The sequence below is a fragment of the Nodosilinea sp. FACHB-131 genome (assembly GCF_014695395.1).
In the GTDB taxonomy this organism is placed as follows: Bacteria; Cyanobacteriota; Cyanobacteriia; order Phormidesmidales; family Phormidesmidaceae; genus Nodosilinea.
Window position 1 is genome coordinate 165,349 of record NZ_JACJOF010000025.1, and the last position, 24,628, is coordinate 189,976.

At 56.6% G+C, this 24,628-nt stretch carries 14 protein-coding genes; 6 read left to right on the forward strand and 8 right to left on the reverse strand.

Annotated features, from left to right (window positions below):
• Nucleotides 1-35 precede the first annotated feature (35 nt).
• From H6F75_RS15890 to H6F75_RS15915, 6 genes are all read right to left on the reverse strand, one after another.
• On the reverse strand, nt 36-1,514 hold the full coding sequence (locus H6F75_RS15890; RefSeq protein WP_190753438.1) for an NHLP bacteriocin system secretion protein: 1,479 nt from the start codon (nt 1,512-1,514) through the stop codon (nt 36-38).
• Between the two features lie 264 nt (nt 1,515-1,778).
• Nucleotides 1,779-2,810 carry a cyclic nucleotide-binding domain-containing protein gene (locus H6F75_RS15895; RefSeq protein ID WP_190753439.1) on the reverse strand — a complete coding sequence of 344 codons (1,032 nt, stop codon included), beginning with the start codon at nt 2,808-2,810 and terminating at the stop codon, nt 1,779-1,781.
• Between the two features lie 34 nt (nt 2,811-2,844).
• A complete protein-coding gene (locus H6F75_RS15900) occupies nt 2,845-3,120 on the reverse strand; it encodes a hypothetical protein (RefSeq protein WP_190753440.1) in 276 nt (91 codons plus the stop codon).
• A 178-nt stretch (nt 3,121-3,298) separates the two neighbouring features.
• Entirely contained in the window at nt 3,299-3,586 is a 288-nt protein-coding gene (locus H6F75_RS15905; RefSeq protein ID WP_190753441.1) for a hypothetical protein, read from the reverse strand.
• A gap of 297 nt (nt 3,587-3,883) precedes the next feature.
• Nucleotides 3,884-4,807 (reverse strand): tetratricopeptide repeat protein, encoded by a 924-nt coding sequence (locus H6F75_RS15910; RefSeq protein WP_190753442.1) that lies wholly within the window; start codon nt 4,805-4,807, stop codon nt 3,884-3,886.
• Between the two features lie 116 nt (nt 4,808-4,923).
• Complete coding sequence (locus tag H6F75_RS15915) at nt 4,924-7,200, reverse strand: caspase family protein (RefSeq protein WP_190753443.1); 2,277 nt, start codon at nt 7,198-7,200, stop codon at nt 4,924-4,926.
• Nucleotides 7,201-7,683: 483 nt separating this feature from the next.
• On the opposite strand from H6F75_RS15915, the gene H6F75_RS15920 reads away from it, so the two are divergent.
• From H6F75_RS15920 to H6F75_RS15940, 5 genes are all read left to right on the forward strand, one after another.
• Entirely contained in the window at nt 7,684-9,006 is a 1,323-nt protein-coding gene (locus H6F75_RS15920; protein ID WP_199303966.1) for a hypothetical protein, read from the forward strand.
• A 46-nt stretch (nt 9,007-9,052) separates the two neighbouring features.
• Entirely contained in the window at nt 9,053-10,198 is a 1,146-nt protein-coding gene (locus H6F75_RS15925) for a DUF1822 family protein (RefSeq protein WP_190753444.1), read from the forward strand.
• A 214-nt stretch (nt 10,199-10,412) separates the two neighbouring features.
• Nucleotides 10,413-12,830: a CHASE2 domain-containing protein gene (locus H6F75_RS15930; protein ID WP_190753445.1), complete on the forward strand. Its 2,418-nt coding sequence runs from the start codon at nt 10,413-10,415 to the stop codon at nt 12,828-12,830.
• Entirely contained in the window at nt 12,817-13,533 is a 717-nt protein-coding gene (locus H6F75_RS15935) for a hypothetical protein (protein ID WP_190753446.1), read from the forward strand. The genes H6F75_RS15930 and H6F75_RS15935 overlap by 14 nt, the downstream gene beginning before the upstream one ends.
• Before the next feature lie 231 nt (nt 13,534-13,764).
• On the forward strand, nt 13,765-17,280 hold the full coding sequence (locus H6F75_RS15940) for a filamentous hemagglutinin N-terminal domain-containing protein (protein ID WP_190753447.1): 3,516 nt from the start codon (nt 13,765-13,767) through the stop codon (nt 17,278-17,280).
• Between the two features lie 4 nt (nt 17,281-17,284).
• Here the strand turns inward: H6F75_RS15940 and H6F75_RS15945 are convergent, their stop codons facing one another.
• Both H6F75_RS15945 and H6F75_RS15950 read right to left on the reverse strand, forming a co-directional pair.
• Nucleotides 17,285-18,073, reverse strand: a complete 789-nt coding sequence (locus tag H6F75_RS15945; RefSeq protein ID WP_190753448.1) for a DUF928 domain-containing protein — start codon at nt 18,071-18,073, stop codon at nt 17,285-17,287.
• 154 nt (nt 18,074-18,227) lie between these two features.
• Nucleotides 18,228-20,117 carry a CHASE2 domain-containing protein gene (locus tag H6F75_RS15950; RefSeq protein ID WP_190753449.1) on the reverse strand — a complete coding sequence of 630 codons (1,890 nt, stop codon included), beginning with the start codon at nt 20,115-20,117 and terminating at the stop codon, nt 18,228-18,230.
• A gap of 253 nt (nt 20,118-20,370) precedes the next feature.
• Between H6F75_RS15950 and H6F75_RS15955 the strand changes: the two genes are divergently transcribed.
• Nucleotides 20,371-24,615, forward strand: coding sequence for a filamentous hemagglutinin N-terminal domain-containing protein (locus tag H6F75_RS15955; protein ID WP_190753450.1), 4,245 nt, complete (start codon nt 20,371-20,373; stop codon nt 24,613-24,615).
• The last annotated feature ends 13 nt before the right edge of the window (nt 24,616-24,628 follow it).

A 24,628-nucleotide genomic window follows, 5' to 3' on the forward strand; every position in this document is an offset into this window, starting at 1 on the left:
TCACCTGCCCACCTACCCGCCTACCCATCCACCCCCTACCCATCAACCCCCTTCACCGCCTCATCCCCAAACCCGGCCCACTGCTTGAGAATCGGCAGCACGTAGGAGATCGGGCGGCGCTTTTCGACGGTGATGCGGACGGTGGTGGTCATGCCGGAAGTCATGGGCTGGTTGGGGCCTTGGGGGGAGGCTGACCAGCGCAATTGGCTGGGATTGTTGGGGCTGTAGTCGGTTTGCAGGGTGGCGAAGACAGCGATATGCGGCCCCTCGCCCATGATGCCGGGCAGAATGTCAGGGTGGCCGACCAGTCGGGCGGCCCCAGCCTGGGTGACGGGAAAGCTCGACACCTCGTCAACCGTGCCGAGAATGCCGCCGTACTCTTCGCGCTTGACGGTGGTGGGGGTGGCCTGGAGCGTCATACCGACGCTGATTTTTTTGCCGTCGCTGACAGGCAGAAAGGCGACGCTGGTGAGGGGGGTGTTGCTGTCCTGGGCTGCGAGCATCGCTACAGGCATGCCTGGGTCAAGGCGCTGGCCGGGCTGGGCCATCACCTCGATCACCTGACCGTCGTGGTTGCTGGTGATCGTCCGATTGCGGGTGAGCTGCTCGGTGAGCTGGGCGATCATGGCTTCGGTGTCTTTGATTTCTTTTTGGCGCTGGGCCAGGGTAGTGCTGTCTTGCTCGCGCTGGGTGGCGGCGCGGGCGTCGAGATCTTGAAGTTGGGCTTGAAGGTCGGCGATCCGGTTGAGGTTGTCGAGGTAGTCGCGCTGGGCTTCGGTGTCGCGCAGATCTAGGGATTCAAGCTGAGTTTCGACATCGTTGACTTCGTTTTGTAGCTCCTGGTATTCCAGCTGTACGCTCAGCACCTCTTCTTGGGACATGGCTCCCTCGTCAGCCAAACGCTGCCAGTTCTCCCAGCGGGTTTGATAGATGGGCAGCCGCGCTTGCAGAGTGGTAAGCCGCTGCTGAAGGGTTCGGCGCTCCTGGCGCAGCGATTCTTCGGCGCGGGACTGCAGGGTGGGGGTGAGGGCTTGCTGCGATCGCAAATTCTGCTCCAGTGCTCGCCGCTGCTGGGCGATCGCCCCCTGATCTAGCCCACTGCGCTCGCTGTTTAACCGCTGGGCAGTCTGGTCTTGGATTTGCAGCTGAGTCAATTTCTCCTGGGCCAGCCGCAGCTGGGTCTCTAGCTCAGACTGATCGAGCACCGCTAGAATGTCGCCTACCTTCACCCAGTCCCCTGGCTTCACCTCGATTGAGCGCAGGGGGCCAGCACCGGGCGACTGCGCCGTCACCACATCGCTGGGATAAACCAGCACCCCCTGCCCAGTGACAGTTAAAGGAATCTGACCCAGCACGCTCCAGGCCGCCCCGGCACTGACCAACAGGCCCAGAGCCGTCAGCGCCAGCCAGCGCTTGGGGCTGACCACCTGCACCAATTGATCGAGCTGTTCGGGAGAGGCGCTGCGCTCTAGCGCCTGGGGGCGAAATAGGTTGCTATGCTTTGCCGGTACCATGGTCAAACTCCGGGAGAAAGGCAGAAGAACGAAGAACGAAAAAAGAAGAATCCGTAGGGTGGGTTAGGCGATTGTTCTCCTATGCCACCAACCGTTAACCTGGCGCTCCGCCGTAACCCACCCCCGCCCATGACTAGAGGCTTGATTTGAGTGAGCGGTGGGTCAGGCGGTTGGACTACGGTGCAGAGCCAGGGCCAATCGCGATGACCCACCCTACTTCTGGAGCGAGATACTTCATCAGAGGCGCAAATCCAAAGTGCAAATCTAAAATTGAGCCTGGGTTTGCAGCCGCTGCACCAGCCACTCAAACCGGGCCTCAGCCAGGGCCACCCGCTCCAACAGCTGGCTGTCGAGATCGGTATTAGGAGCCAAAACGCCCAGTTTTTCCAGCATGAGCTGCTGTTTGTTGGCCAGCAGCAGCGCCAGCAGCCGGTAGAGTCGGGCGGCAAAGGGGCGATCGTAGAGCAGTTTGGCCAGCAGCCGCCAGCGGGGAATCGTCAGCAGGGTAGACTCACGCAGGGCGATCGCCCCCACCGCCGCCGGGACCGAATCCAATAGCAGGGTTTCACCCACTAAATCGCCCCGCGACAGCCGGGCAAATTCGGTCTCTGCTCTATCTGGATCTGGCATGAGAGCGGTCACTACTAGGTTAGGCGGCTGCTCAGCAGCGCTTAGGCCCACCGCCCCTTCTAGCAACAAATGCAGGGCATCAACTGGATAGCCGCAGCGCAATAGAGGCGTACCGGGTTTTACAGATTCGACTTGCCCCACCGCCATCATCCAGTCCAGATCGCTGTCGGCCAGTTCGGCAAACACTGTCGCCGCTTCTTTAAGCTGAAGCTGGCCGAGCAGGGCCACGCTGTAGCCCATCTGCGCCGCCCACTGATTGAGCTGGTGCCGCAGGGTCAGAGCTACTACCCGGTAGAACGGGGCGGCGAAGTCGACATCGTCGGCCAGCTTTTGAGTGAGAGCGGCCAGGGGAAGTGCCAGGACAGTGGCATCGGTGAGGGCAAACAGGGTGGATTGTGAGAGATAGGTGGTTATAGCGGGCAGTGCGCCAATCAGCTCCCCACCGGATAATCGCAGGATTTCTTTGGGGGTAGCTTTGCCACTTTCATCAGCTAGTGAGGTCTCTAATATCATTGACAGCTGACCACTGACCACAATCCACAGGTGGTTGAGAGGCTGGTGGGAGGTGTGGAGGCGATCGCCTGCCTGAAGCGATCGCAGTGTGCCGGTCTGCACCAGCCAATCCACATGTTGCTGGTTAAATTCTCGAAGTAGGGGCGTTGTCATAGCGAAATCCTTTATTTGCTCACACTCAAAACGGCTAACGCCCAAACAGCCGAGATAGCCCGGCAAACACAGCAAAAATTTGGTCTACCGACTCAAAGCCCAGCCCAGCGAATTGAAAGGTCCCTGAGGATGTATTGGATGTTTTAGCTGGCATAGATCCTGGACAACCACAGCCGCCCGATTGAGTCAAAAGGCCTTCGCTTTGATCGAATATGGAACCCGAAATAAAAATATCTAGCCCGCCAGAAACTTCGTCTAACTCTGTTAGTGATAGCTCAACGGTGGCGAGATCTAAATCATGCTCTTCCATGGCTTACAAAATCCTGTCTCTAGATCAATAACTAGGTCAGTTTTGGCTTATTCAAACTTAGGAAACATGCAGAGACATGGTGGAGCCATATCTCTGCATGAAAGCCCTGTAGACTAGTACGCCGAGTGGTTAGAGGGTTAATGTCTAAGGGGCACTCGTCGTTTGGACAGGGGCTTTTTTACAGCCCGAAGCCAATCACATCGGAGTTGCCAGAGGCGGTATCAAAGCCAGTGAGAGAGCTAATGCTGCCAGCACCGTTAGGGCCAGCAAAGCTCACCTGATCCATCTTGATACCCGACTGCTCGAAGAAGCTGCTCGCCCCTTTGAACAGGCTGCTGATATCGCCTAATCCGCTGACGCCCCCACTGCAATCGGCGAGTTCGCCTGCGGAAAGCTCGGTGATGGCCAGATTAGCGGCCTCTTCAGCTTCGGCAATGATGTCGTTGGGCTTGATCATGTCAGACATGGAAGTTTCTCCTTTCGAGAAGTTGTTTTTCCGAGTTAGGAAGGTAGGTTTATTTGCCTTCCTGTTCTTACCTATGTCTGACGAGGATGAGCTTATTCACGATGTGAGCGAAGATTTTGGGTATAATCTCTAAGTCTGATTGACTGCTCTCGATTTACGCAATAATAGAAGTAATTCATTCATAAAATTGTAGGGACATAGCATGCTATGTCCCTACGGGGATACAGATAAGAATTGGGGCTAAGCCAACAGAATTTAGAGCGATAGTGGCAGTGCCCAGTCTACGGAGTATTTGACTTAGTAATAGCCTTCTTCTGTGGGCTGTAAAGATGTTAGAGTAGGGGTATCATTTTCACTGACTTTGGGCTTTGCAGACTGCTGCAACTGTCGCGCCTGCTGGTGATAGCGCAGGGCAATTTCATTTTGCCGTAAATCCTCGTGCAGGCTGGCGAGATCGGTTAAGATTTCGGCGGCCAATGCGCGATCGCACTTCTGACAAAGCATCAGGGCAGCTTCAAAATGGGCGATCGCCAAATCAGTGTGACCTACACTTTTGGCCAACTGGGCAATGCGCCTGCGAATCATGATTTCGTAGCTGTTGCCTTCTAGCTGGTGCTTGTGCTGGCGATAGCCATCGAGGGCCGCTTCATAGCAGGAAAGAGCGCACCAGTGCTCGCCTCGTACGGCATAGACTCGCCCCATGCAGCCCAGGGTAATGGCTTCACCCAGTTCGTCGCCCAGTTCGTGGCGCAGGGCGAGGGCTTTCTCTAGGGTTCTAAGCGCCAAGCGATAGCGGCGACGATAGTAGTGGCCCATGCCCAGGGTGTGAAGAGCAGCAGCATAGCCTGCATCGTCTGCTGTATTGTGCAGATGCTGCACGGCCTGAGCGGCGTAGTCGTAGGCCCAGCGGTACTGCTGACGTTGGGCAAACACCACGCTGAGATGGGTGAGGGTGTGGCCCAGGCCAACGACATCTTCAGCGTGGCTGAAGGCATTGAGCGATCGCAGATAAGCCCCAGCGGCACGATCCCATTCGCTCAGTTGACAGTAGAGATGGCCTAAGGCACTCTGGGTTTTGCCGGTTTCGAGTAGGGCGGGCACAGACCGCAGCCAGGAGAGGTGATAGCGCTGTTCGATAGTCTGTACCACCGGAAAAGTCTGCATCAAAATTACCGGGCGGCTCTGGGTCAGGTAAGCGATCGCAAAGCGGGGACTAGGCATAGGAATAGGGTTGAACTCGTCTACCTTCTCTTATGTCTGGAGCAGCCAAACCTATGCAGTGGCGGCTAGTTGGCGATTCCGGTACGGATCGCTACGCGAATCACCCCGCCGAGCGCTCATTCTTCTACTACCTGAATCAGGGTGGACAGGGCGGCGAGCTGGGTGGTGTCTACCCCGCGTACATCGTCGCGCAGGCTGTTCGAGCTTCGGGTGCTGCGATCGATGTCGCCTAGCAGGGTATCTACCACATTGATAGGGTCATCGTTTTGCAAGCCAATGGGGTCGCCGCTACGAGTGTTGTTGGCGACGGCAATTTGCTGAAGACTGCGCAGGGCATCACGCAGGGGGCTGGTGCTCACCAGAGTTAGAATTTCAGCATAGCCAGAGCTGCTCAAACACAGGTGAAAGGCTTCGCTGGGGTTGCTACAGTAGCTGCGGTTCGGGTCGCGCCCTGCCTCCTGACGGGGAATATCTAGCTGCTGACCCGGTTCTAAGAGCGATTCACTTTCAGGAGCATCCCAATCGGTAGGGTGCAGCACTGACATACTCCCCGAGCTGCCGATGGCTAGCACGGCTATGTAGAGGCTGCGAAATTCACCATTGGTCACCGTGACCACAATTTCACTGCCCGATCGCAGCGTTTGACTAAAGCCATCTAGCCGTTGGGTTACCTCGTTGTCTTCGCTACCTCGACGGCTGGCGCTGCGACTGATGGCAACAGAACTATTCACCGGCTGTACAGCTACATCGACATTGAGGTTAGAGGTGTCGCTGTTGAGCAGCGATCGCAGCACCTGCCCAGCCAGCAGCAGCTTGAGCGTGGGGTTGAGCCGCTGAATGGCAGCAGCCATGGGCTCATTAGGTTCACCAAAGCTAGCGCGAATGGCCACCAGCCCTGGAGTGAACAGGCCAATGCTGCCTAGCTGGCCTATATTCTGTACGGCTTCGGTGGCGGCGATCGCAAGCCCCTGCTCAGTCATACGCCCCAGCAAGTAGTGGGGGCTTTGGCTGCCATCCACCGCGACGGGCTGAATGCGGTTGAAAGCTAGCAGTTGCGATCGCGCCGTCTCCCGCTCTGCCCCCAAAGAGTCGTCCAGACCCACGCGCAGGGTCAAGTCGGTCGGCACTCCCCGCACCCGCTCCCGCAGCAGCTGCCCCGCTGCGATCTGACCGCGAGCGCTGCCCGTTAGGTTGCCGTAGCCCTCTAGTCCTACCCGCCGGGTTTGCTCAACTTGGCCAATCTCATTGCCATTGTCATCCACGACCGAGAAAATAGCTCCGCGCTCAAAAGCGTTCAAACTTTGGGACGACACGCCTCCGAGCCAGAACTTAATTTCGCCACTGGCCTCAGTACCCACCACGACGGCCTCTGCTGCCGGACTCTGGGGAGGGCTGAAAAAGAGCGGTTCTTGACCAAAGTTGCGCCCTGGCTCCACCTCGTAGATGGGCGACTGCACAATGCGATCGCTGTTAGCCACATCCCGCGTACTGCGGGCTAGGTCAACAAACACGCGATCGAGCGGCGGGCTACCGGGCTGTTGCCACAGGTACCGGGTCAGCGCATAGGTGAACGCCCCGGCGTGAAACTGCCCCTCGCCCTCGCCAAAGGAGGCGTCTGCCGCCAGTTGGTTAGTCTGAGCCGACCCTAGCGCCACCCCTTTGGCAATGCCTCGGCTGCGCTGAGTTTTCAGCTCCGCAGGCGACCAGCCCAGCCGCGCTAGCCAGCGCTCCTGTTCGGCCAGTTCTAGAGCACTAGGTTCTGCATCGCCCAGAGCGACCCGTGGCTCGACGGCCCGTAGAATTAAGTCGCCCCGAGTACCACCGCCCGAGTGGCAGCTGTCGAGCACGACCGTCACCTGGTCAGTTTTGAGGTTGGCCGTCAGCAAAAACAGGGTTTTGCCCATGATGTCGTTGACCTGGTTGCTGGTTAGATTCAGCCGGGCGTCGTAGGGCAACAGGCTGCCGTTATAGCCTGCCGGTGCGGTGGAAATTGGGTCAGGGTCGCGCACCAGCGAACCATGTCCCGAAAAGTGAGACACCACTACATCCCCCGGCTGGGCCTGGTCGATTAGGTGCGACTCAAAGGCATCTAGCAGATTCTGGCGAGTAGCGGCCTGGTTTTCTAGGGTGAGAATATTGGCGGGATCAAAGCCAAATCGGTGTATCAACAGCTCTTTTTGCATGCGTACGTCGGTGAGGCAGCCGCGCAGAGGGGTGACCCCGGCAGGATACTCGTTGACACCCACCAGCAGAGCCAGTTTGCGGTTGGTGGGTTGGGCTAGGGCGTGGGCGTAGCGATCGCCCTGCCGCCGCACATCCATTTGGCTAAGGCCCACAGCGGCCAGGGTTGACCCAGCAACCTGCAAAAACTGACGACGCTTAAGGCTAGGCATGGTGACATCTCCTAAAGGTCTAGGAGTCCTCTGCGGTAAAGGGAAAGAGGTCCTGGAGTCTCTCTGCAAGGTTCTATGGCTGAGACTTGGGAACTTATTCGGTGATGCAAAAAGTTAGCGCAACCAAGTTATGCAATTGATCACCGTCGCGGCCATGGCCCCAGGTTTTGAGTTCATGGACTCTAGAACTGTAGATTTACTGCCGCGTCAAACGGGTACGCAAAGCTGACGTTGTCTTTGCAGAAAACTGAATAAGTTCACTCCACCCAGCCCTATAGGCTGATGTCGTCCCCGGTAGAGGGTTACTCATGCGTCATTCTGCATCGGGTTTTGGTCAATGCTGCTGCACTAGGCCGTTGCCGAGTGCAAGGGCCAGGTTTATCGGCAGAGTCGCAGCATCCACAACCGATTGAGGCAGAAGTTACTGTCGCTGAGCACCATCGCCAAGTAGTCGCTCCTAGTCACAACTCAGAGCCCAAAATCATGACGATATTTCGATACTGGCAACTGATTCGCATGACCAGTGCAGGTGAGTATCAGGCCCATTTGCTGTCTCAGGTACAAGAGTGGCTTCAGCAAGCCTTCGCCGACTCGCTAAATTACACCGATGCTCAAACGAGCGATCTGCAAAAGGCGTTGCTCGATCGCTGGCGTTCGAAAGCAGCCCAGGCCGATCTGGCTTTGCTCAGTTTGCGCTGCTTTGTCAGCCACCAAATCCGCGATGCCTGCCACCGACTGGCGCAGAAATTTGGCCATCATTACGGCTTTACTACCGCCGAGCTGCTGGCAGTGGTGCTCGATGACGACGGGCGATCGCCCTCTCCCTATCGCCCCTTTACCCAGCAAATTTTAGAGAGCTACGACCCGGATAGGGCTGCCTTGAGCACCTGGAGCAGCCGCCTGACCTGCAACCACCCGGAGCTAGACCAACTGCTGCTCGAAAAAGGGCTTTACCGGATTAGCGATTGGGCAATTCTCAACGACACTAGCCTGGGGCAGGTGGAGAAAATTTTACGCACCTTTCATCTGTGCAGCGAGTACGAGGTGACGGCGGGGGTAGCGCTGTTGGAGCGGTATCAGCGGGTGTACTGTCGCGATCGCCTAGCTCAGCGCCAAAACGGTGGCGCCCGCCGCTGCCAGCCGCCCAAATCCGGGCAGCTGCGAGAAATGAACACGACCCTTGAGCAGCTCAAGCACCTGGCCGACCAGCTGCGCCAGTACCGCATCCATGTGCGAGGGGGCTCGAGTGGCCCCTACCGGCCCGAAGTCCCCGACTGGGATCAATTGCCCGACTTGACTCCTGTGCCCGATGAGCAAGAGGAATTTTTAGGGGCCTTTCGTCAGGCCGTTGAGCAAGGGTTAGAAGGGGCGATCGCCCAGGTGATTGCCGCCAACATTACCCGTCTCAGCCAAAAGAAAACCCCAGAGGACAGCGTTTACGTTCAGGGGCTGCACCGCTTCTACTGCCTCGGTCAAACCATTAGCGCTCTGGCAACGGAGTTGGGTCTCGGCAACTTTGCCAAAGCTCGACGGCTGCTAGACCTCCAGCGCCTGCGCGCCGATGTGCGCCATCGACTGATTCCTACTTTGTATGAACAGGTGCGGCAGGAGGCCGCTGACTACAGTTCCCCCGAGCAGCTCCAGCGGCTCGATCAAACCCTAGAGGCTATTTTGGCTGAGCACATCGACGGCCTGATAGCCGAAGACGCCGCCGTCGCCCAAAGCCCTAACCGCTCTGCACCCACAAGTCTATTTGCCCGCCAGCTCTGCGCCACAATCCACCAGTTCATGCCCGCCTTGGAGTAAGACCGTGCCTTTCCCTACCTTCGATTCACCCGCTAATCTAAACGCCATGAGCCCTTCCCCAGACCCAATCGATTTTGAATTTGAGCCGCAGCGGGCCACCACCGTCACCCTCTCGACCGAAGCTGTGAACTGGGCAGTGCAGCGATGCCAGCAGGTGTCGGATGGGGCACAGCAGTGGCCGACCTTTTTGCGGGCTATGGCGCTGCGAGGATTGCAGCAGTGGCTAGAATCGGGTGCCCTAGATTTAGCTCTCTACTACGATTCTCAGCAGCCCCCCACCCCTGGCGTTAACGGTCGGGTGGGCGACTATCGCCTCTGCCTGGTGGCCCAGGGCAGCCTCAGCGACGATGAGGTGGCCATTCCAGCCGCCACGGTGAACGACACCAACGGATTTGCTCACCTCTATATATTGGCTGAGGTACAGGAAGAGGTAGATCAGGTGACCATTTTGGCCGGGCTGCGGCGCGATCGCCTGCTAGCCCAGCGCCAAACCCTGGGCCTTACCCTCCAGCCCGACGGCACCTACCGCATCCCCATCCGCTGCTTCGACACTACTCCAGAAGACCTGCTGCTCTATCTCACCTGCCTCAACCCAGATCAGATCAGTGGCCCAGAGTCTACTTCAGCAGCTGCGATCGCCGTGCCCCAAACCGTCCCCCAGCCCACACAAACCCGTGACTCGATTAATGTCGGGAGCTGGCTACTCAACCAGCTCGACGCCGTAGCCGACAGTCTGTCCTGGACGCTAATGCCGCCGCTGGCCCCGGCCACCGCTATGCGATCCATGAGAACTCCTGTGGAGCAGCTTGAAGATATTCTGCGAGACTTGCGGCCCACGGGCGTGACTATTCCGCCTAATGCGCGCGGTGCTTACACCGACCTGCAAACCATGGGGCTGCCCTTTCGTCTCTATGCCTTGACCTGGACGTTAGTTGAGCCTCATCCCCCAGAATGGACGCTGTTTTTGTTCTTAGGCCCTGCCCCCGGCGAGCAGCTACCCCCCGGCACCCGTCTGATCGTGCGCGACGCCGCTGCCGTGCTGGCCGAGCAAACCCTGGCCCAGGGCAATGAACGCGGCTTTCTCTACGCCCAGGCGATCGGCACCTGGGATGAAGCGTTCACCGCCACCGTTGAGCTGCCTAACGGCAATACCCTCAACTGGCCTCCGTTTGTGTTTCAGCCTGAGGGGTAGAGGGGTAGGCGGGTGGATGGGTAGGGGGTGATGGAGTTTTGAGTTCTTAGTTTTGAATTTTGAGTTAAAACGCCGAATTCAAAACTCGATACTTAACCTTATCTTCTCCAAAAACGCTACTCGAATAAAACATCCCACCTTCTCCAAAATTCAAATTTTTCTTTTCCTACTCATCTACCCATCCACTCATCTACCCATCCACTCATCCACTCCCATGTCCTACCGCCTTACGGTTCACAAAATTGACCAGAGCTGCCTGTTTGAGCTGGCTTGGGGTCAGGGGCAGCGTCTGACCGCCAGTCTGGCGTTTCCGGCTCAGCTCTTGGATCTGTACGAGAGCTGGCGGCGGACCTATCTGGGTTACTACAAACAGTCGCTGCGGGGGCGGGCTGGGGCTATGGGCCAAGTCGCTGTCTTGGAGGTCGATTGGCACAGCCAGCTGGTGCAGGCCGAGGCGCGGCTGCTGTCGGAGTTTCACACCTGGCTCAAGCACGGCGACCTGTTTGACTTGCGGGAAGAGTTGCAGCGGGCGGCCCAGAGTAAGGGTAAAGGCCAGGCGCTATTTTTGACCTGTACACCGTTGGATTTAGCCCGACTACCTTGGGAAACTTGGGAGTTTGGCCCTCAGATGCAAATTGTACGATCGCCCGCCACTATTCGCTCTGCTACGGGCGATCGCAGTGAATTTCGCCGGGGTAAAGCCCGAGTGCTGGCCATTTTAGGAGATGAAACGGGGTTGAATTTTGCCGCCGAGCGCAGCGCCCTCAATGCCCAAAAGTCTCTAATGGATATTCACTACGTGGGTTGGCAACCGGGCGAAAATGCCGCCGACCTAAAGCAGCGCATTTGCCAAACCATTGCCGACCATCAGGGCTGGGACGTGCTGTTTTTCGCCGGACACAGCAACGAGGAGGCGCTGCTGGATGGACAGATTGCCATTGCGCCCAACACCGCTATTTCCACCAAAGAATTATCCCCTTACCTACAACAGGCCCAGCAGCGGGGACTGCAATGTGCCCTGTTCAACTCGTGTAGCGGCTTGGATATTGCCCAGGGGCTGGTCAATCTTGGCCTCAGCCAAGTAGTAATTATGCGCGAGCCCATTCACAATGAGGTGGCCCAGGCGTTTTTGGTGCAGCTAGTGCAGCGCTTAGCCCGCTACGAAAATGTGCAGGAGGCGGTGAGAGGAACCTGTGAATTTCTCAAGCTGGCGAAGCACCTCACCTACCCTTCGGCCTACCTGTTGCCCTCGCTGTTTTATCATCCCCAGGCGGTGCCCTACCAGCTTCAGCCGACGGGGTGGCGATCGCTGCGGCGACGGTGGCGACCTACGCAACGGGAGGCGATCGCCCTCGGCGCGCTGGCCCTGCTCAGCCTGCTGCCCCTGCCCCAGCAGTGGCTGCTCGATCAGCGAGTAGCGGTGCAGGCCATATATCGCGACCTCACGGGCCAGGTGGCCGATGGTACTACCCCGCCCGTAGTGCTGGTGCAGGTCGATCAGGCTACCTTTGTGCAGCAAGGCATCAGCGACTTCAAACCCATCGATCGCGCTCTGCTGGCCGATATCATCACCCGCTTAAACGAACTCAATGCTCCGGTCATTGGCATCGACTACCTTCTCGACCTGGCCCAAGCCGACCACGACGCCACCCTCAACCAGGCCCTGAGCGAGACCATGGCTAACCAGGCTTGGCCCGTTTTTATCACAACCCAAAACCCTGGCGGTGATTGGACTGAGCTGTACTTTCAGGTGGCTGACCCCTACCGGGTGCTGCACGGCGATGCTTGGGTACCGCAGTGGCACATTCTGCCGCTGCGGGCTTCGCCTGACTTCCGCACCCCTTTTAGCTACCAGCTAGCCTTGGCCTACCGGTTGAGTCAGCGATGGTCGAAGACCGGCCCTCAAGGGCCATCGCGCCCCAACCGTCCCCAACCCGGCCTCCCTGGCCCCCCGCTCGAAGCCCAGGTGCAGGCCTACCTGAGAGAGCACAACGATGTTACCCCATCCCCCTGGGCCAAACTGCACCCCATCACGCACATGTCTTATCGGTTTAGGCAGCGCTGGCTACAACCCCTGCTTGATTTTTCGATTCCCCCCGAACAGATTTACAGGTCAGTGTCCGCCGCCGCGCTGCTGGCAAGCCCAGAGGGTGAGGTGACACAACTCGATGGTGTTCGCCTAGAGGAAGCCGTGGTGATTGTGGCGGCAGGGGGCTACTACGCTGCCGGGGTTGCCGCCGACGGCGATGACAACCTGCCCATGCCACCGGCTCTCGGCTATTGGTTTGGGCAGCAGGGCGACAATCGCATCGACCTAACTGGTGGCGAGGCCCATGCCTACATGACCCACCACCTCTTGACCGACCGGCTAGTGGTGCCCATCCCCGACCTGTGGCTGATTTTGGTCGCCGCCCTGGGGGGCAAGGCCCTGGCTCTGTATCTAAGCGATCGCCCTAAACTAGGCCGGGTCAGGCTGGGGACTGCTCTAGGAACAGCCACAGCGGGCTACGGCTGGCTGAGTCTACAGCTTTACATTGGCGGAGCGGTGCTGTTGCCCTGGCTGCTGCCGTCACTAATGGTTTGGAGTTACGCACTACCGCATTTTAAGGAGGCTAACCGTGAGCAACAATAACTGGATACTGGCCGGATTGATGACAGCGGCAATGGTGAGCAACTTGGGTCTGCCGGTTGCGATCGCCCAGCCAGCTCCCGAGCCATCCCTAGCGTTTGAGCAGGTGTTCGACTTCTTTCGGGGCCAGGTTCAAGACCGCCGCCGGGGCCAGGTCAGCGGCTCTAGACCGGTGAGAGATAGCGCACCTCCCTGTCTCATTAACCCTGGCGATAGCGAAACTCTCTGGCACCAGAAGCCGTTGTTTTTGCTGCGGGGAGACATATCTCAAATTGAGGTACAGCCCCTAGGTGATTCCGCTGCACAGCTTTGGGATGCCGAACCAACTGCAACCGAGTCGGGCCTGTTAACTGCCGCCTACGACGGCCAACCACTGCGGCTGGGCAGCCCCTATCAGATGTTGATCTACGAAGACCAGCCGATTTTTGGGTCAGTGTTAACAGTGCAAATCCCCCTTCAGATTATGGCTGCTGGTGAGGAGCGCGATCGCATTGCCGCCGATCTTGACCAGCTCACCGCTGAGCTGGCTACTGAAAAGGCCGATGCTGAGGCGATCGCCCAAGCCAAAGCCGACTACTTTATCGAAAATGAGCTGCCTGCCGACGCTCTGCAAATTCTTTTCACCATTGCAGATCCCTCCGAAGAACTGATCGCGGCCCGCGAAGCCCTGGCCACCGACATTTGCAGTGAGGAGTTACGGCCCTAGCGCACGCCATCCCTATCATCTGTCCAAACCGCTGGTGTAAGCGGCCTCACCAGTAGCGATAAAGGCTGTTTGCAGAGGTTATGCCGCTGTGACGTTGTTCGATCGTTAAGAGTGAGCCGGACTCAGCTTAGGCCTGTGGTAGGGTTGCCATGAACTATGCTCTAAACCGCATCTATGGCTATTTTTCCTGCTTTGAGCAAAGCCTTGCTGACAAGGTCACTCCCGCTGACTATGACCCTGGTTTTGCTCGCAACAGCAGGAGCAACGCTCACAGCCCAGGCGCAAGTTATACCCGATGCCACCCTGGGAAGTGAAGCGTCTACCGTGACCCCTGATGCGTTGGTGCGTGGCAGCGAAGCCGACCTGATTGAAGGCGGTGCCCTGCGCGGCAGCAACCTGTTCCACAGCTTTCTAGAGTTCAATATTGATGCCGGACAGCGGCTTTACTTCGCCAACCCGGCGGGGGTCGCATCCATTCTCAGCCGCATTACCGGGGGCAACCCCTCAGCAATTTTTGGCACCCTGGGTGTCGATGGCGCAGCCGATTTGTTTTTGATCAACCCCAACGGCCTAGTGTTTGGCGAAACCGCCACCCTCGATATTCAGGGGTCGTTCTACGCCAGCACTGCCGAGGCGATTCCGATGGGCGATGGAGTCTACAGCGCTATCGCCCCAGAGCAGAGCACCCTGCTAACGGTGAACCCCAGTGCCCTCTTTAGCACCTACCTGAGCGAGTCGTCTGGCAATATCGAAAGCCGAGCCCCACTGGCCGCAGGCGAAAACCTCACCCTGGCCGCTAACCGACTGGACTTGCAGCGGCAGGTAGCAGCCGGAGGTGATTTAACCCTGCTAGGCAATACCGTGCAGATTCGCGACGCGGTAAATGCCCCATTTGTAGGATTCGCCGGGGGCGATCTGCTGGTGCAGGGCAACGAGCAGGTCGATATTGTGGCTCTCAGCCACCCCGACAGCGGGCTGTATAGCTATGGCGATATGGTGCTGCGGTCTGCAAACCCCGTCGGCGGCGACGCCCACTACTGGAGCGGCGGCAACTTCACTGTAGAAACCCTAGACGGCAGCGGCGGTAGCTTATTTAGCCCCATTGACCCCATCATCCGTACATTAGGAGATGTGTTTATTGAAGACTACCTAGGTAGTTCGCTTCATGTCTTGGCCGGGGGATCCGTTACGATTGGTACTGCTGAAATTACAGCACCAGATCCTGGCACTTTAGGCATTGATTTTTTGCAAGAAACTATTACCCTTTCAGACAAAACTGTTGTTCAAATAGATGGTGGTGCACAACCCACATTAGATATTAGGGCTGGAATCAGCCCCGACGCATTAGGAATTCCGCCTCTTGAATTTGAAACTGGCTTTGATCCTGCTACGGATAGTTTTTTTGGAGATAGATTTAATACAGAAGCACCTTCAAGTGCAAACATCGTCATTGGCGACGTTCTAATTACTGCCCCCAACGGTTTGGTTCTTTTGACAAATCAATATCAGGCCAACACAAATTTATCCGAGGGCAGTATTACTATTGACGGCAGCGGAATCTACCGCAACGGCATTAATACTAGCAGGCCGAGTGAACAGGGTGGTACGGTTTATCTTGACGCCCGTAGCGATGTCTCTGTTATCAACAGTTTTATTGATACTACTTCAATAGGAAATGTGGGTGATGTAGTGATTAATGCTAATGGCACAGCTCGCATAGATGGCCAAGATGGCAGTCGGGCTACCGGAATCTTTGCCAATATAAGCAGTAGTGATGTAGGAACTGGCGGCAATATTCGCATTAATGCAGCTAATCTTGAAGTGCTCAATGGAGCACAGCTTAACGCTTCAGTCTTTGGCAGTGGGCAGGGAGGTAATGTTGAGCTAATCATCCGCGACACTGCTCGCATCGCTGGCTTTAATCCAATAACTGGGCTACCCAGTCAAGTCGCTAGTACTCTTCAGCCTAGTGGGAGGGGTGCTGGGGGGAATATTCAAATAATGGCCAATGTCCTTGAGGTTTTGGATGGAGCACAGATTGATGCTTCGACTTTTGGAATAGGTAATTCAGGCACCATAGAATTAGGCATTAACGAGAGAATATATGTTGCTGGATTTAATTCCATAGTCAATATTCCAACTGGAGTTTTTAGCGCGATTGCATCTACAAAAAGCAGCACGGGTGGCAATATTGAAATAGCCACTAGAACTCTTGAAGTCTTTGATGGAGCGCAGATTAGCACCTCGGTTTTTGGAACAGGAGATGCAGGTGATGTAATTCTAAACATTACTGAACAAGCTCGTTTTGTCGGTTCTAATCGTACTGATGGCAGTGTTACAGGAGTTGTAAGCAGCATTCAATTGGGAAGTGAAGGCACAGGGGGAGATATTCGGATTAACGCCCGCAATCTAGAAGTTCTTAATGGAGCGGCATTAAGTACAGAAAATTCCGGAAGAGGAAACGCAGGCAACGTAATTTTGACAGTTGCGGAACAAGCTCGCTTTGAAGGTTCTAGTCCTACAGGCTTCGATAGTGGGGCTTTTAGCCTGGTTGGTCCTAATGGAGTAGGAGCTGGTGGAAATATACAGATAACAGCCAGAAATCTTGAAGTGCTCAATGGTGCCATACTTAGTGCCTCTACCTTCGGATTAGGCGATGCTGGCAGTGTAAATTTAAACATTACTGAACTAGTTCGCTTCGTTGGATTCAGCCCTATTGATGGGGACCTTAGTGGAGTCTTCAGTAGTGTTGAACCAGGCGTAGAGGGTGCCGGTGGAAACGTTCAGATAAGAGCTAGAAACCTTGAAGTTCTCGATGGGGCTGTGCTCAACGCCGCGACTTTTGGTCTTGGTGATGCAGGCAGTGTGGTTTTGGACATTTCCGAGCTAGCCCGATTTTCTGGCACAGATGCTATAGGTTCGCCCAGTGGAGCATCCAGCAGTGTTCAACCTACGGGAGAAGGCACAGGCGGAAATATTCAGGTTAGAACTAGAAACTTAGAAATTTCGCAAAATGCAACTCTGGACACGACTAGTTCAGGGGTAGGCAATGCGGGGAGTATCAATTTAGTAACCTTAGAGCAGCTATTAGTTGATGACGGAACTATAGCAACCTTTACGGTAGAAACATCAGGAGGGCAGGTAAATATCCAAGCGGGCCAGGTTATTCTCAGAAATAATGGAGATATTCAAACTTTTGTGGGTCGAGGTGATGGGGGTGGTGGCAATATTACGATCGCATCTAACTTCCTCATTGCCCTCGAAGACAGCGACATTCTGGCCTTTTCTGCCGATGGCCGGGGCGGGGTAATTGACCTCAGCCGCACCGCCTTTTTGGGGCAAAACCCTAGCATTGCTGCACGCAATCTGAGCCGAAATGAGCTGCTAGATTTAGACGGCAACGATCGCGTCGATATCAACGCCACGGGCGGTATCGAGTCGGGCCAAATTTTTGTGGGCGACGCCACCTTCGTCGAAAACGGCCTGACGGCCCTAACCGACGTCATTGTCGATACCAGTGCCCTCACAGCGGGGAGCTGCATTGCCCGCAGCCAAGACAGCCTGGGCTCCTTCGTAGTCACGGGGGGCGATGGGTTGCCTTCCACCCCTGGCGATGGGGGCATCTCGGCTTACCCCACCGGCACGGTGCGTGCCCTAGACGAGCCTACGGCCACCAGCATTCAAGAGCCCGATGGCGTGTACCAACTCCCCGACGGTCGCCTGGTGCTGGGCCGGGCCTGCGACTAGGGCACTACTCCTGCTCGGCCAGATAATTGAGGCGATCGCTAAATAGAGAGATGTCATCGTTGGGGTTTAATGCCTCCTGCTCGGCCAGCCCTGCCAGCAGGTCGCGGCGGTAGGCAGCGGCCTCTGGAGAAACCGGAGCCTCAGACAGTAGGGCGATCGCATCGTACCAAAGCCCCGCTGCGATCGCTTGCTCGGCGCGATCGACCAGATTGCCCTGGCCCGTCGGGTCCTGGTTCGTTGCAGCCACCACCTGTAGGTCGGCTTCATCTAACGCCACCTGGGAGGGTCGGCCTGGGTTGCACTGCAAGATTATCTTCCAGCGGTAGGTGCTGCCCGCCGCTAGCGCGGGTTCATCCTCAGGCAGCGTAAACGACCTGTACCCCAGCTGACTTTCTCCCAGATTAAATGTGTTAACCGGCGTCAGCTCGTCACCCTCGGCAGCCGCATATCGATAGAGCTGAAGCTGCATTTGGTAAGGGGTTTCGTCGGGCACATACCATACTAAAGTGGGGCGAGTCGCCGCCGTCGCGCCGATGTGTGACTGGGGGGCCAGCGCCGTGAGGTTGATGGGAGCACTGCCATCGCAGCCGCCTCGGGTGCCGCCCCCCACCGTGCGACGAGGTGCCCGAGAGGTGGGCGGCGGTTCATAACCACGGCGATTTGAGCTTTGAGCAATTAGAGGTGAGGAATTTAAGGTCACCTCATTGCCCCAGCTGGGGTTGCCCACCGATAGAAAAATGCAGGTCAGGCTGCTGAGGGCCGAAAGTGCCGCCGCGATCGCTGGTTTGTGCATCCCTAGTTACCGTTCTGTAGGTGTGCTCCTAAGATTAAATGAGCGGCTCAGCGAATCAGCAAAATTTTACGCCAGTTCATCGACGCTTAACGGTCAGCGGCCTTGCCGGTTTCGGCAAAGGGAGATTGCCCTGGGTAATTTGACTCCCATTACCTCATCGATTCAGCCTCCTGAACCCCAGACGGCGCTGGGCTACTAAGGGCCACCGCAGCTCGCAACAGGTACCGGCGCTGCTAAACTCGCGCTTAAACTGCCCCTTTAATCGCTGGGCTAGTTGTTTGGCCTGCCGGGTGCCCCAACCCGTGCCCGTCGGTGAGGTGTCAAGGGAGTATGGTCCCTGGCCGTTGTCGATCACCTGAATCAGGTTTTCGGTGTCATTGGCCTGGCAGACTACGGTGAGGCGGGTCACGTTTACCCCGTGTTTACCTACGTTGAGCAGCGCCTCTTCTAAAAACTGACAGAGACCCTGCCGATCGTCGGCCGAGAGGCCCAGGGTGCTGAAAGGTTCAAAGGTGACAACCTTGAGCTTGAGCGATCGCAGCCCCGGAAAGTCTTGCTCGCCCCGTGCCAGAGTCGCCGTGTAGGTGTTCCAAAGCTGTTCGTGCAGCGGAATAGCCTGATCGCTCCCTGGCAGCGCGGCGGGTAGACTCTCGCGAATGTCGCGCAGCTCCTGGTTGAGACGCTCTAGCCTGGGTCGGGTCTCCGCCCAGGAGGTAGGTTCGCTCTCCCGCAGCAGCAGGGCCAGGGTTTGCAGGGGACCGTTGTGAATGGCGCTGTAGGTTTGGTCAATAATTTGCTGGCGCTCTGCAATGCGCGATCGCAGGGTTTGGTCATACACATAAAACCCCGGCAGCACCAGCCCATTAACGCTAAACACCACTAGCGTCGGCACCAGCGGTATCCACCAGCCCCCCAGCCACAGCAGGCCAAAGCTCACCCCCACCAGACCCAAACCAATCAGGCCCATCGTCAACAGGTACCAAGAGGGCGATCTGACTCCCCAGATCAGCACCGTGCCCACCCCGCCCCACAGCACAATCCATAGATACTCCAGGCCGTCGGGACAGGGGCGCAGCAGGGGGCGATCGTCCAACACTGCACTCACCAACTGACTGGTGGCGTGGGCCTGCATCACCACCCCATACACCAGCCCCGGACTGTCCGCCGCCACCGCCGCCGAGTTGAGAAAGTCCTTCGCGCTTGACGAAGTAATGCCCACCAGCACAATGGCATCCTCAATCCAGGTAGGGTCTACGCTGCCATCGAGCACCTGCTGCAATGACGCCCGCCGAAAAGGCTGAGGGCCGCTGCGCCCGTTGAGCAACACCTGGTGCCCCCCCGCATCGGCCCCCACATAACCGCCCGCATGGGGATAAATTTGAGCAAACTCCGTAGCCCCAAAGCGCATAGCCCAGAGGTCGCGCAGGCCATTTTCCAGAGTCAGCCCCTCCGCCTGCAAATAGGTCTCCGCCAGCCGCAGCGCCAGCGAAAACCGAAACTCTCCCACTGCGTTGGGCGACCCCAGCAGAGCCCGGCGCACAAACCCATCGTCATCCTGGGGAAAATCCACAAACCCCACCTGCTCAGGAGGTAGGTAGGCTGGCCCCGCCACCGGCGGGTTGCTCAAAATATTCTCAATGGCGATCGCATAGGGCAGGGTCGTCAGAGTTTCGACCAAGGCCGCATGACCCGGCTCCACCGCCATATCGCGGTAGATGTCGATGCCCACCGCACGGGGCCGATGCACCGCCAGGGTTTGCAGCAGCTCGGCCAGCACCCCATCGGGCACAGGATAGGTACCCAGCCGTTGAATATCAGCTTCGTCAATGCCGACAATCAGCACCCGCTCGTCGGTAGCTTCAGCCGGTCGCCAGCGCAGCAGCTGATCCAGCATCTTCAGCTCCAGACCCTGAAACAGCCCCAGCAGCCGAGCACCTACCACCAGCCCCAACACCACCACACCGGGCACCACCTGCCGCCACGGCAGTTTCCCTGCTGGGGAACGACGCTGCCAACTGTGCCGAAGTTCGTCAAAGGGTTTCATAGGGCTGAGGGATTACGCGACGGTCAGGACGGGTGAAATCACCGCTAAGCCAAGCCTACAAAACCTTAGCGCTAGAACGTTGCAGAGTTACGTTAACCCACTTGCTGAAACCTACGCAATGTCGTCTATGGCAGGGCAAGTTCGTCAGGTTCGCAGATTCAAACCTGCTAAACCATGCGCTGATCTCAAGGTTCGACCGTCTCAAAACTGAGACAGATGCTAAAGTTTGGGTGCTTTTTCTCTGCCCCTGGTTATGCCCTACTCTCCCCTTCCTGTCTGCGGCATGTTGGTGTTAGGGGCGATCGCCACCCTCCCCGCCGCTCCCCCCACCCTGGCGCAGCTGGTGCCCGACGCCACCTTGGGGGTCGAAAGCTCAACGGTGACTCCCAATGCTCCGGTGCAGAATGGTTTCGCCGACCTGATTGGGGGCGGCGCGGTGCAGGGCGGCAACCTGTTCCACAGTTTTCTGGAGTTCAATGTGGATGCCGGGCAGCGGGTCTACTTTGCCAACCCCGCTGGGGTTGAGGCCATCTTTAGCCGCGTCACCGGGGGCAACCCGTCGAATATCTTTGGCACCCTGGGGGTCGATGGCGCAGCTGATTTGTTTTTGATGAACCCCAACGGGCTGGTGTTTGGCCCCGGTGCCCGGCTGGATGTGCAGGGAGCATTTACGGCCACGACGGCCAGCGCCATTCAATTTGGTGAACAGGGCAGCTTTGGCGCTGCCGATCCGAACCCGCTGCCGATTCTCATCGTTGACCCCTCGGCCCTCTGGTTTAATCAACTCAATCAGGGATCTATCACTAGCCAAGGAATCCTAGGGGTCGAGGCTGGACAAAATCTTGTGTTGGCAGGCGGAAATCTTACGCTGGATGGCAGCATTTTAGACGTAGGTTCTGCGGTTGGGGGCCGCATCGAGCTAGCTGCTGTGTCCGGAGACGGTGCCGTAGCATTCGCCCCTAACGGTAGCTTGATTTTTCCAGAAACCTTGGGACGGGCCGATATTCTGATTGGTAATGATTCAGTGCTGGATGTTACTGCTAATGACGGCGGCAGTATTGCCCTAACTGGACGCAACATTACTATTTCTGACAGTCAGCTGAGTGCGGGTATCCCCCCTGGGCTAGGCACTAGCCAAAGCCAAAGCGGCAATATACAGATCAGGGCAACTGAAACTGTACGCATTGAGGACAATAGCTTAGTCAACAATGTTATTTTTACAGACGCGATAGGCAAGCTTGGCAATATTGAAATTGAAGCTGGTACACTCACTGCTCAGCGATCGCAAATTAGCAACAGCGCCATCGGTTCTGGCAATGCCGGTAATATCAACATTCGGGTTGCGGAAAACATTGTTTTAGATGATGCCAATGTGTTTAGCCTCGGGGGCGAAGACGTAGCTGCAAATGGGGGGAATATCACGATTGATACGACCAATCTTTCACTGATTAATGGTGCTCAGATTAGTGCTAGCACATTTGGCATCGGGGTTCCTGGCAATGTGGTGATTAATGCTCGCGATCGCGTTAGCCTAGATGGTTTTCCCAGCGCCATTTTTAGCTCAGTTTTTGGCAGTTCTCAATCCCCAGGAGGTGACATTCAAATCACAGCCAGGGAGCTATCTCTGACAAACAGCGCCAAACTAGATACGAGCGTCAACGGTCAGGGCAGCGGCGGCAACGTCATCATTGATGTTCAAGATGGCCTAATTATTGACGGCATTATTCAAGGCAGGCCCGGCAGTGCCATTTTTAGTACTATTGAGGAAGAAGGTACGGGCACAGCAGGTGATGTTAGAGTTACTGCTGGTTTTGTAGCATTGACCAACAGCGGTACTATTCAATCCCTAACACGTGGTCAGGGCAACGCTGGCAATATCTCTATCCAAGCTCGTGATTTCGTTTTATTGGATGGCTTTGGCATTCGGGGCACTACAACTGTTCCAGGAACTGGCGAGCCTAATTTTCTCATAATTCCAAGTTCGATTCAAAGTATTGTTACTGACGATGAGAATGCCTCAGGCAATGGTGGAGATATCTATGTTCAAGCTGGCAACTACATTTCGCTAAGCAACACCGCAAGAATTGAAAGTAGTATTGATTCGGAAACGGCGATCGGCAATGCTGGCAACATCACGTTGGAGTCCGGTTCAATTCTTATGGATAGGGGTCGGATTAACACGACGACTTTTGCTCAGGGGAATGCGGGAGAAGTTACGATTAATGCTCGCGATCGCATTGCAGCAAATAATAGCTCTCGCATACAGTCCTCTACGTTTGGTGCTGGCAACGCTGGCAGTATTGCAATTTTGGCAATTGGCGAGATTTCATTTGATGATGACTCAACCATCTTTAGCACGGTAGAACGCAGTGGCAGGGGTTCTGCTGGCAATGTTTTCGTAGATTCAGCCTCGCTGTCAATCACCAGAGGCTCTCAGTTCCTTGCCTATACTCTGGGTACAGGAAACGCTGGAGACATCTTGATTTCTGTGGCAGATTCAGCAGTATTCAATGGGAAAAGCCCTGGTAATTTTTCGAGTGGAATTTTTGCATTTGCAGGAGAAGGAAGTGTCGGAGACGGAGGCGATATTCAAATTACGGCTCGATCACTTTCTCTCTCAGAAGGTCAGCTAACAGCTGTGACCTCAGGAAACGGAAACGGAGGAAATATTTTACTCAATATTCAGGAAGAAACAGCTTTAGATAACGAAACGCTTGTTTCAACAGCAGTATACACCGATGCCAGGGGGGATGCGGGCAACATTCAGGTAAATACCGGAACGCTAACCGCTACCAATTTCGGGGCGTTTGAGTCGGATACCGATGGGTTTGGGAACGCAGGTGATATTACGCTTAACGTTCGCGGTGATGCCCAATTTTCTGGTGCAGTTATCGCTAACAATCGCATTCGCTCAAGTGGGGCTAGCAGTTCTGTTAACAGAAACGGAGTCGGTGATGCTGGAACGATTCGATTGACGGCTAATTCAGTGTTGTTGACCGATTTAGCCGCTCTACAAACCAGCACTTTTGGTCAGGGAGACGGCGGCGATATTGTAGTGGAAGCCGCAGGTCGTGTCTTTCTAGATGACGCCCGGCTGGTTGCCATTGTGGGCGACGGAACGGGTCGATCTCGCATAGGCAATGGGGATGGTGGCACCATTCGCATTCAGGCCCAAGATTTATCTTTAGTAAATGGCGCACAGCTTCAAACCAGCACCTTTGGCAACGGCGATGCTGGGAATATTGAAATTGATGCCGCAAATACGGTGTCTTTGAGTGGCGAAATTCTCTTTCAGGATGATGATTTTTTTCGTAGTGCATTCTTTAGCACCGTAGGTATCACCGGCATTGGTGAAGGTGGCGATATTGCGGTGCGAACAGGGACTCTAGCGGTGGCTGAGGGAGCCGTTATTAGCGCCACAACCGTGGGACGTGGGCCAGCAGGCAATATTCAGGTGGAGGCGCGCGATCGCATCACAGTCGATGGCTATAGTACGCGATCGGGCTTTCCCAGCAGTCTCCAATCCTCTACCGAGTTTCCCCTTAGTGGGGCAGGCGGCAACATTGATCTCTCGGCCAGTCAGGTACAGGTGCTCAACGGTGGTCAAGTCTTAGCCAACAGCGAAGGCCGAAGTTCGGCGGGCACCGTGCGGGTTAATGCCACCGACAGTATTTTGGTGTCTGGCAGCAACCCAACCTTTGCGGCCCAAGCCGCTAACAGACCCAGCATCGCCCGCCTTTTTATCCCCCAAAGCACCATTTCGGTGCGCTCTAGTGCAGCGGGCGCGGCGGGCAACTTGATTATTGGCGATCTGGGCAACACTCCGCGCCTGGTGCTCGACGGCGGCCAGCTAATCGCCGAGTCGGCAGCGGTCGATGGCGGCAACATTGTCATCGACCTGAGTCAGGTGCTGCTGTTGCGCAACGGTGGCCTCATTTCGACTACAGCGGGCACCGCTCAGGCTGGGGGCAACGGCGGCAACATCACCGTTCGAGCGCCCTTCATCGTCGCCATTCCCAGCGAAAACAGCGACATTCGCGCCGATGCCTTTGCTGGGGCGGGGGGCAATGTATCTGTCACCGCACGGGGCATTTTTGGCATTGAACCGAGGCGCGATCGCAGCCCCCTCAGCGACATCACCGCCACCTCAGAACTGGGGGTAAGCGGAGTGATCGCCGTAGATACACTCGACACCAGCTTTATCGAAAGCAGCCTGACCCCGCTCGAAGATGCCTTGGTAGATACAGCAGCGCTGACTAGCGGTAGCTGCATTGCCCGCACTGAGCCGGGGCTGGGGGCGTTTACCGTCACGGGCGGTGGCGGGCTGCCGCTTAGCCCTGGGGATGGAGCAATTTCGGCCTACCCCACCGGCACCGTGCGCGTGGTAGAAGAACCCGCCGCGTTCGCTATTCAAGAGCCGGATGGGGTATATCAACTGCCCGATGGACGTCTGGTGCTCAGCCGTCGCTGTGCCGATCGCGCAGCCCCCAGCAGTTAGAGACTGAGGCCGC

What these genes read in the sequence shown, in the direction of transcription:
- H6F75_RS15890 (WP_190753438.1), bottom strand. Translation starts at nt 1,514, where the DNA reads ATGGTACCGGCAAAGCATAGCAACCTATTTCGCCCCCAGGCGCTAGAG.
- H6F75_RS15895 (WP_190753439.1), bottom strand. Translation starts at nt 2,810, where the DNA reads ATGACAACGCCCCTACTTCGAGAATTTAACCAGCAACATGTGGATTGG.
- H6F75_RS15900 (WP_190753440.1), bottom strand. Translation starts at nt 3,120, where the DNA reads ATGGAAGAGCATGATTTAGATCTCGCCACCGTTGAGCTATCACTAACA.
- H6F75_RS15905 (WP_190753441.1), bottom strand. Translation starts at nt 3,586, where the DNA reads ATGTCTGACATGATCAAGCCCAACGACATCATTGCCGAAGCTGAAGAG.
- H6F75_RS15910 (WP_190753442.1), bottom strand. Translation starts at nt 4,807, where the DNA reads ATGCCTAGTCCCCGCTTTGCGATCGCTTACCTGACCCAGAGCCGCCCG.
- H6F75_RS15915 (WP_190753443.1), bottom strand. Translation starts at nt 7,200, where the DNA reads ATGCCTAGCCTTAAGCGTCGTCAGTTTTTGCAGGTTGCTGGGTCAACC.
- H6F75_RS15920 (WP_199303966.1), top strand. Translation starts at nt 7,684, where the DNA reads ATGACGATATTTCGATACTGGCAACTGATTCGCATGACCAGTGCAGGT.
- H6F75_RS15925 (WP_190753444.1), top strand. Translation starts at nt 9,053, where the DNA reads ATGAGCCCTTCCCCAGACCCAATCGATTTTGAATTTGAGCCGCAGCGG.
- H6F75_RS15930 (WP_190753445.1), top strand. Translation starts at nt 10,413, where the DNA reads ATGTCCTACCGCCTTACGGTTCACAAAATTGACCAGAGCTGCCTGTTT.
- H6F75_RS15940 (WP_190753447.1), top strand. Translation starts at nt 13,765, where the DNA reads ATGACCCTGGTTTTGCTCGCAACAGCAGGAGCAACGCTCACAGCCCAG.
- H6F75_RS15945 (WP_190753448.1), bottom strand. Translation starts at nt 18,073, where the DNA reads ATGCACAAACCAGCGATCGCGGCGGCACTTTCGGCCCTCAGCAGCCTG.
- H6F75_RS15950 (WP_190753449.1), bottom strand. Translation starts at nt 20,117, where the DNA reads ATGAAACCCTTTGACGAACTTCGGCACAGTTGGCAGCGTCGTTCCCCA.
- H6F75_RS15955 (WP_190753450.1), top strand. Translation starts at nt 20,371, where the DNA reads ATGCCCTACTCTCCCCTTCCTGTCTGCGGCATGTTGGTGTTAGGGGCG.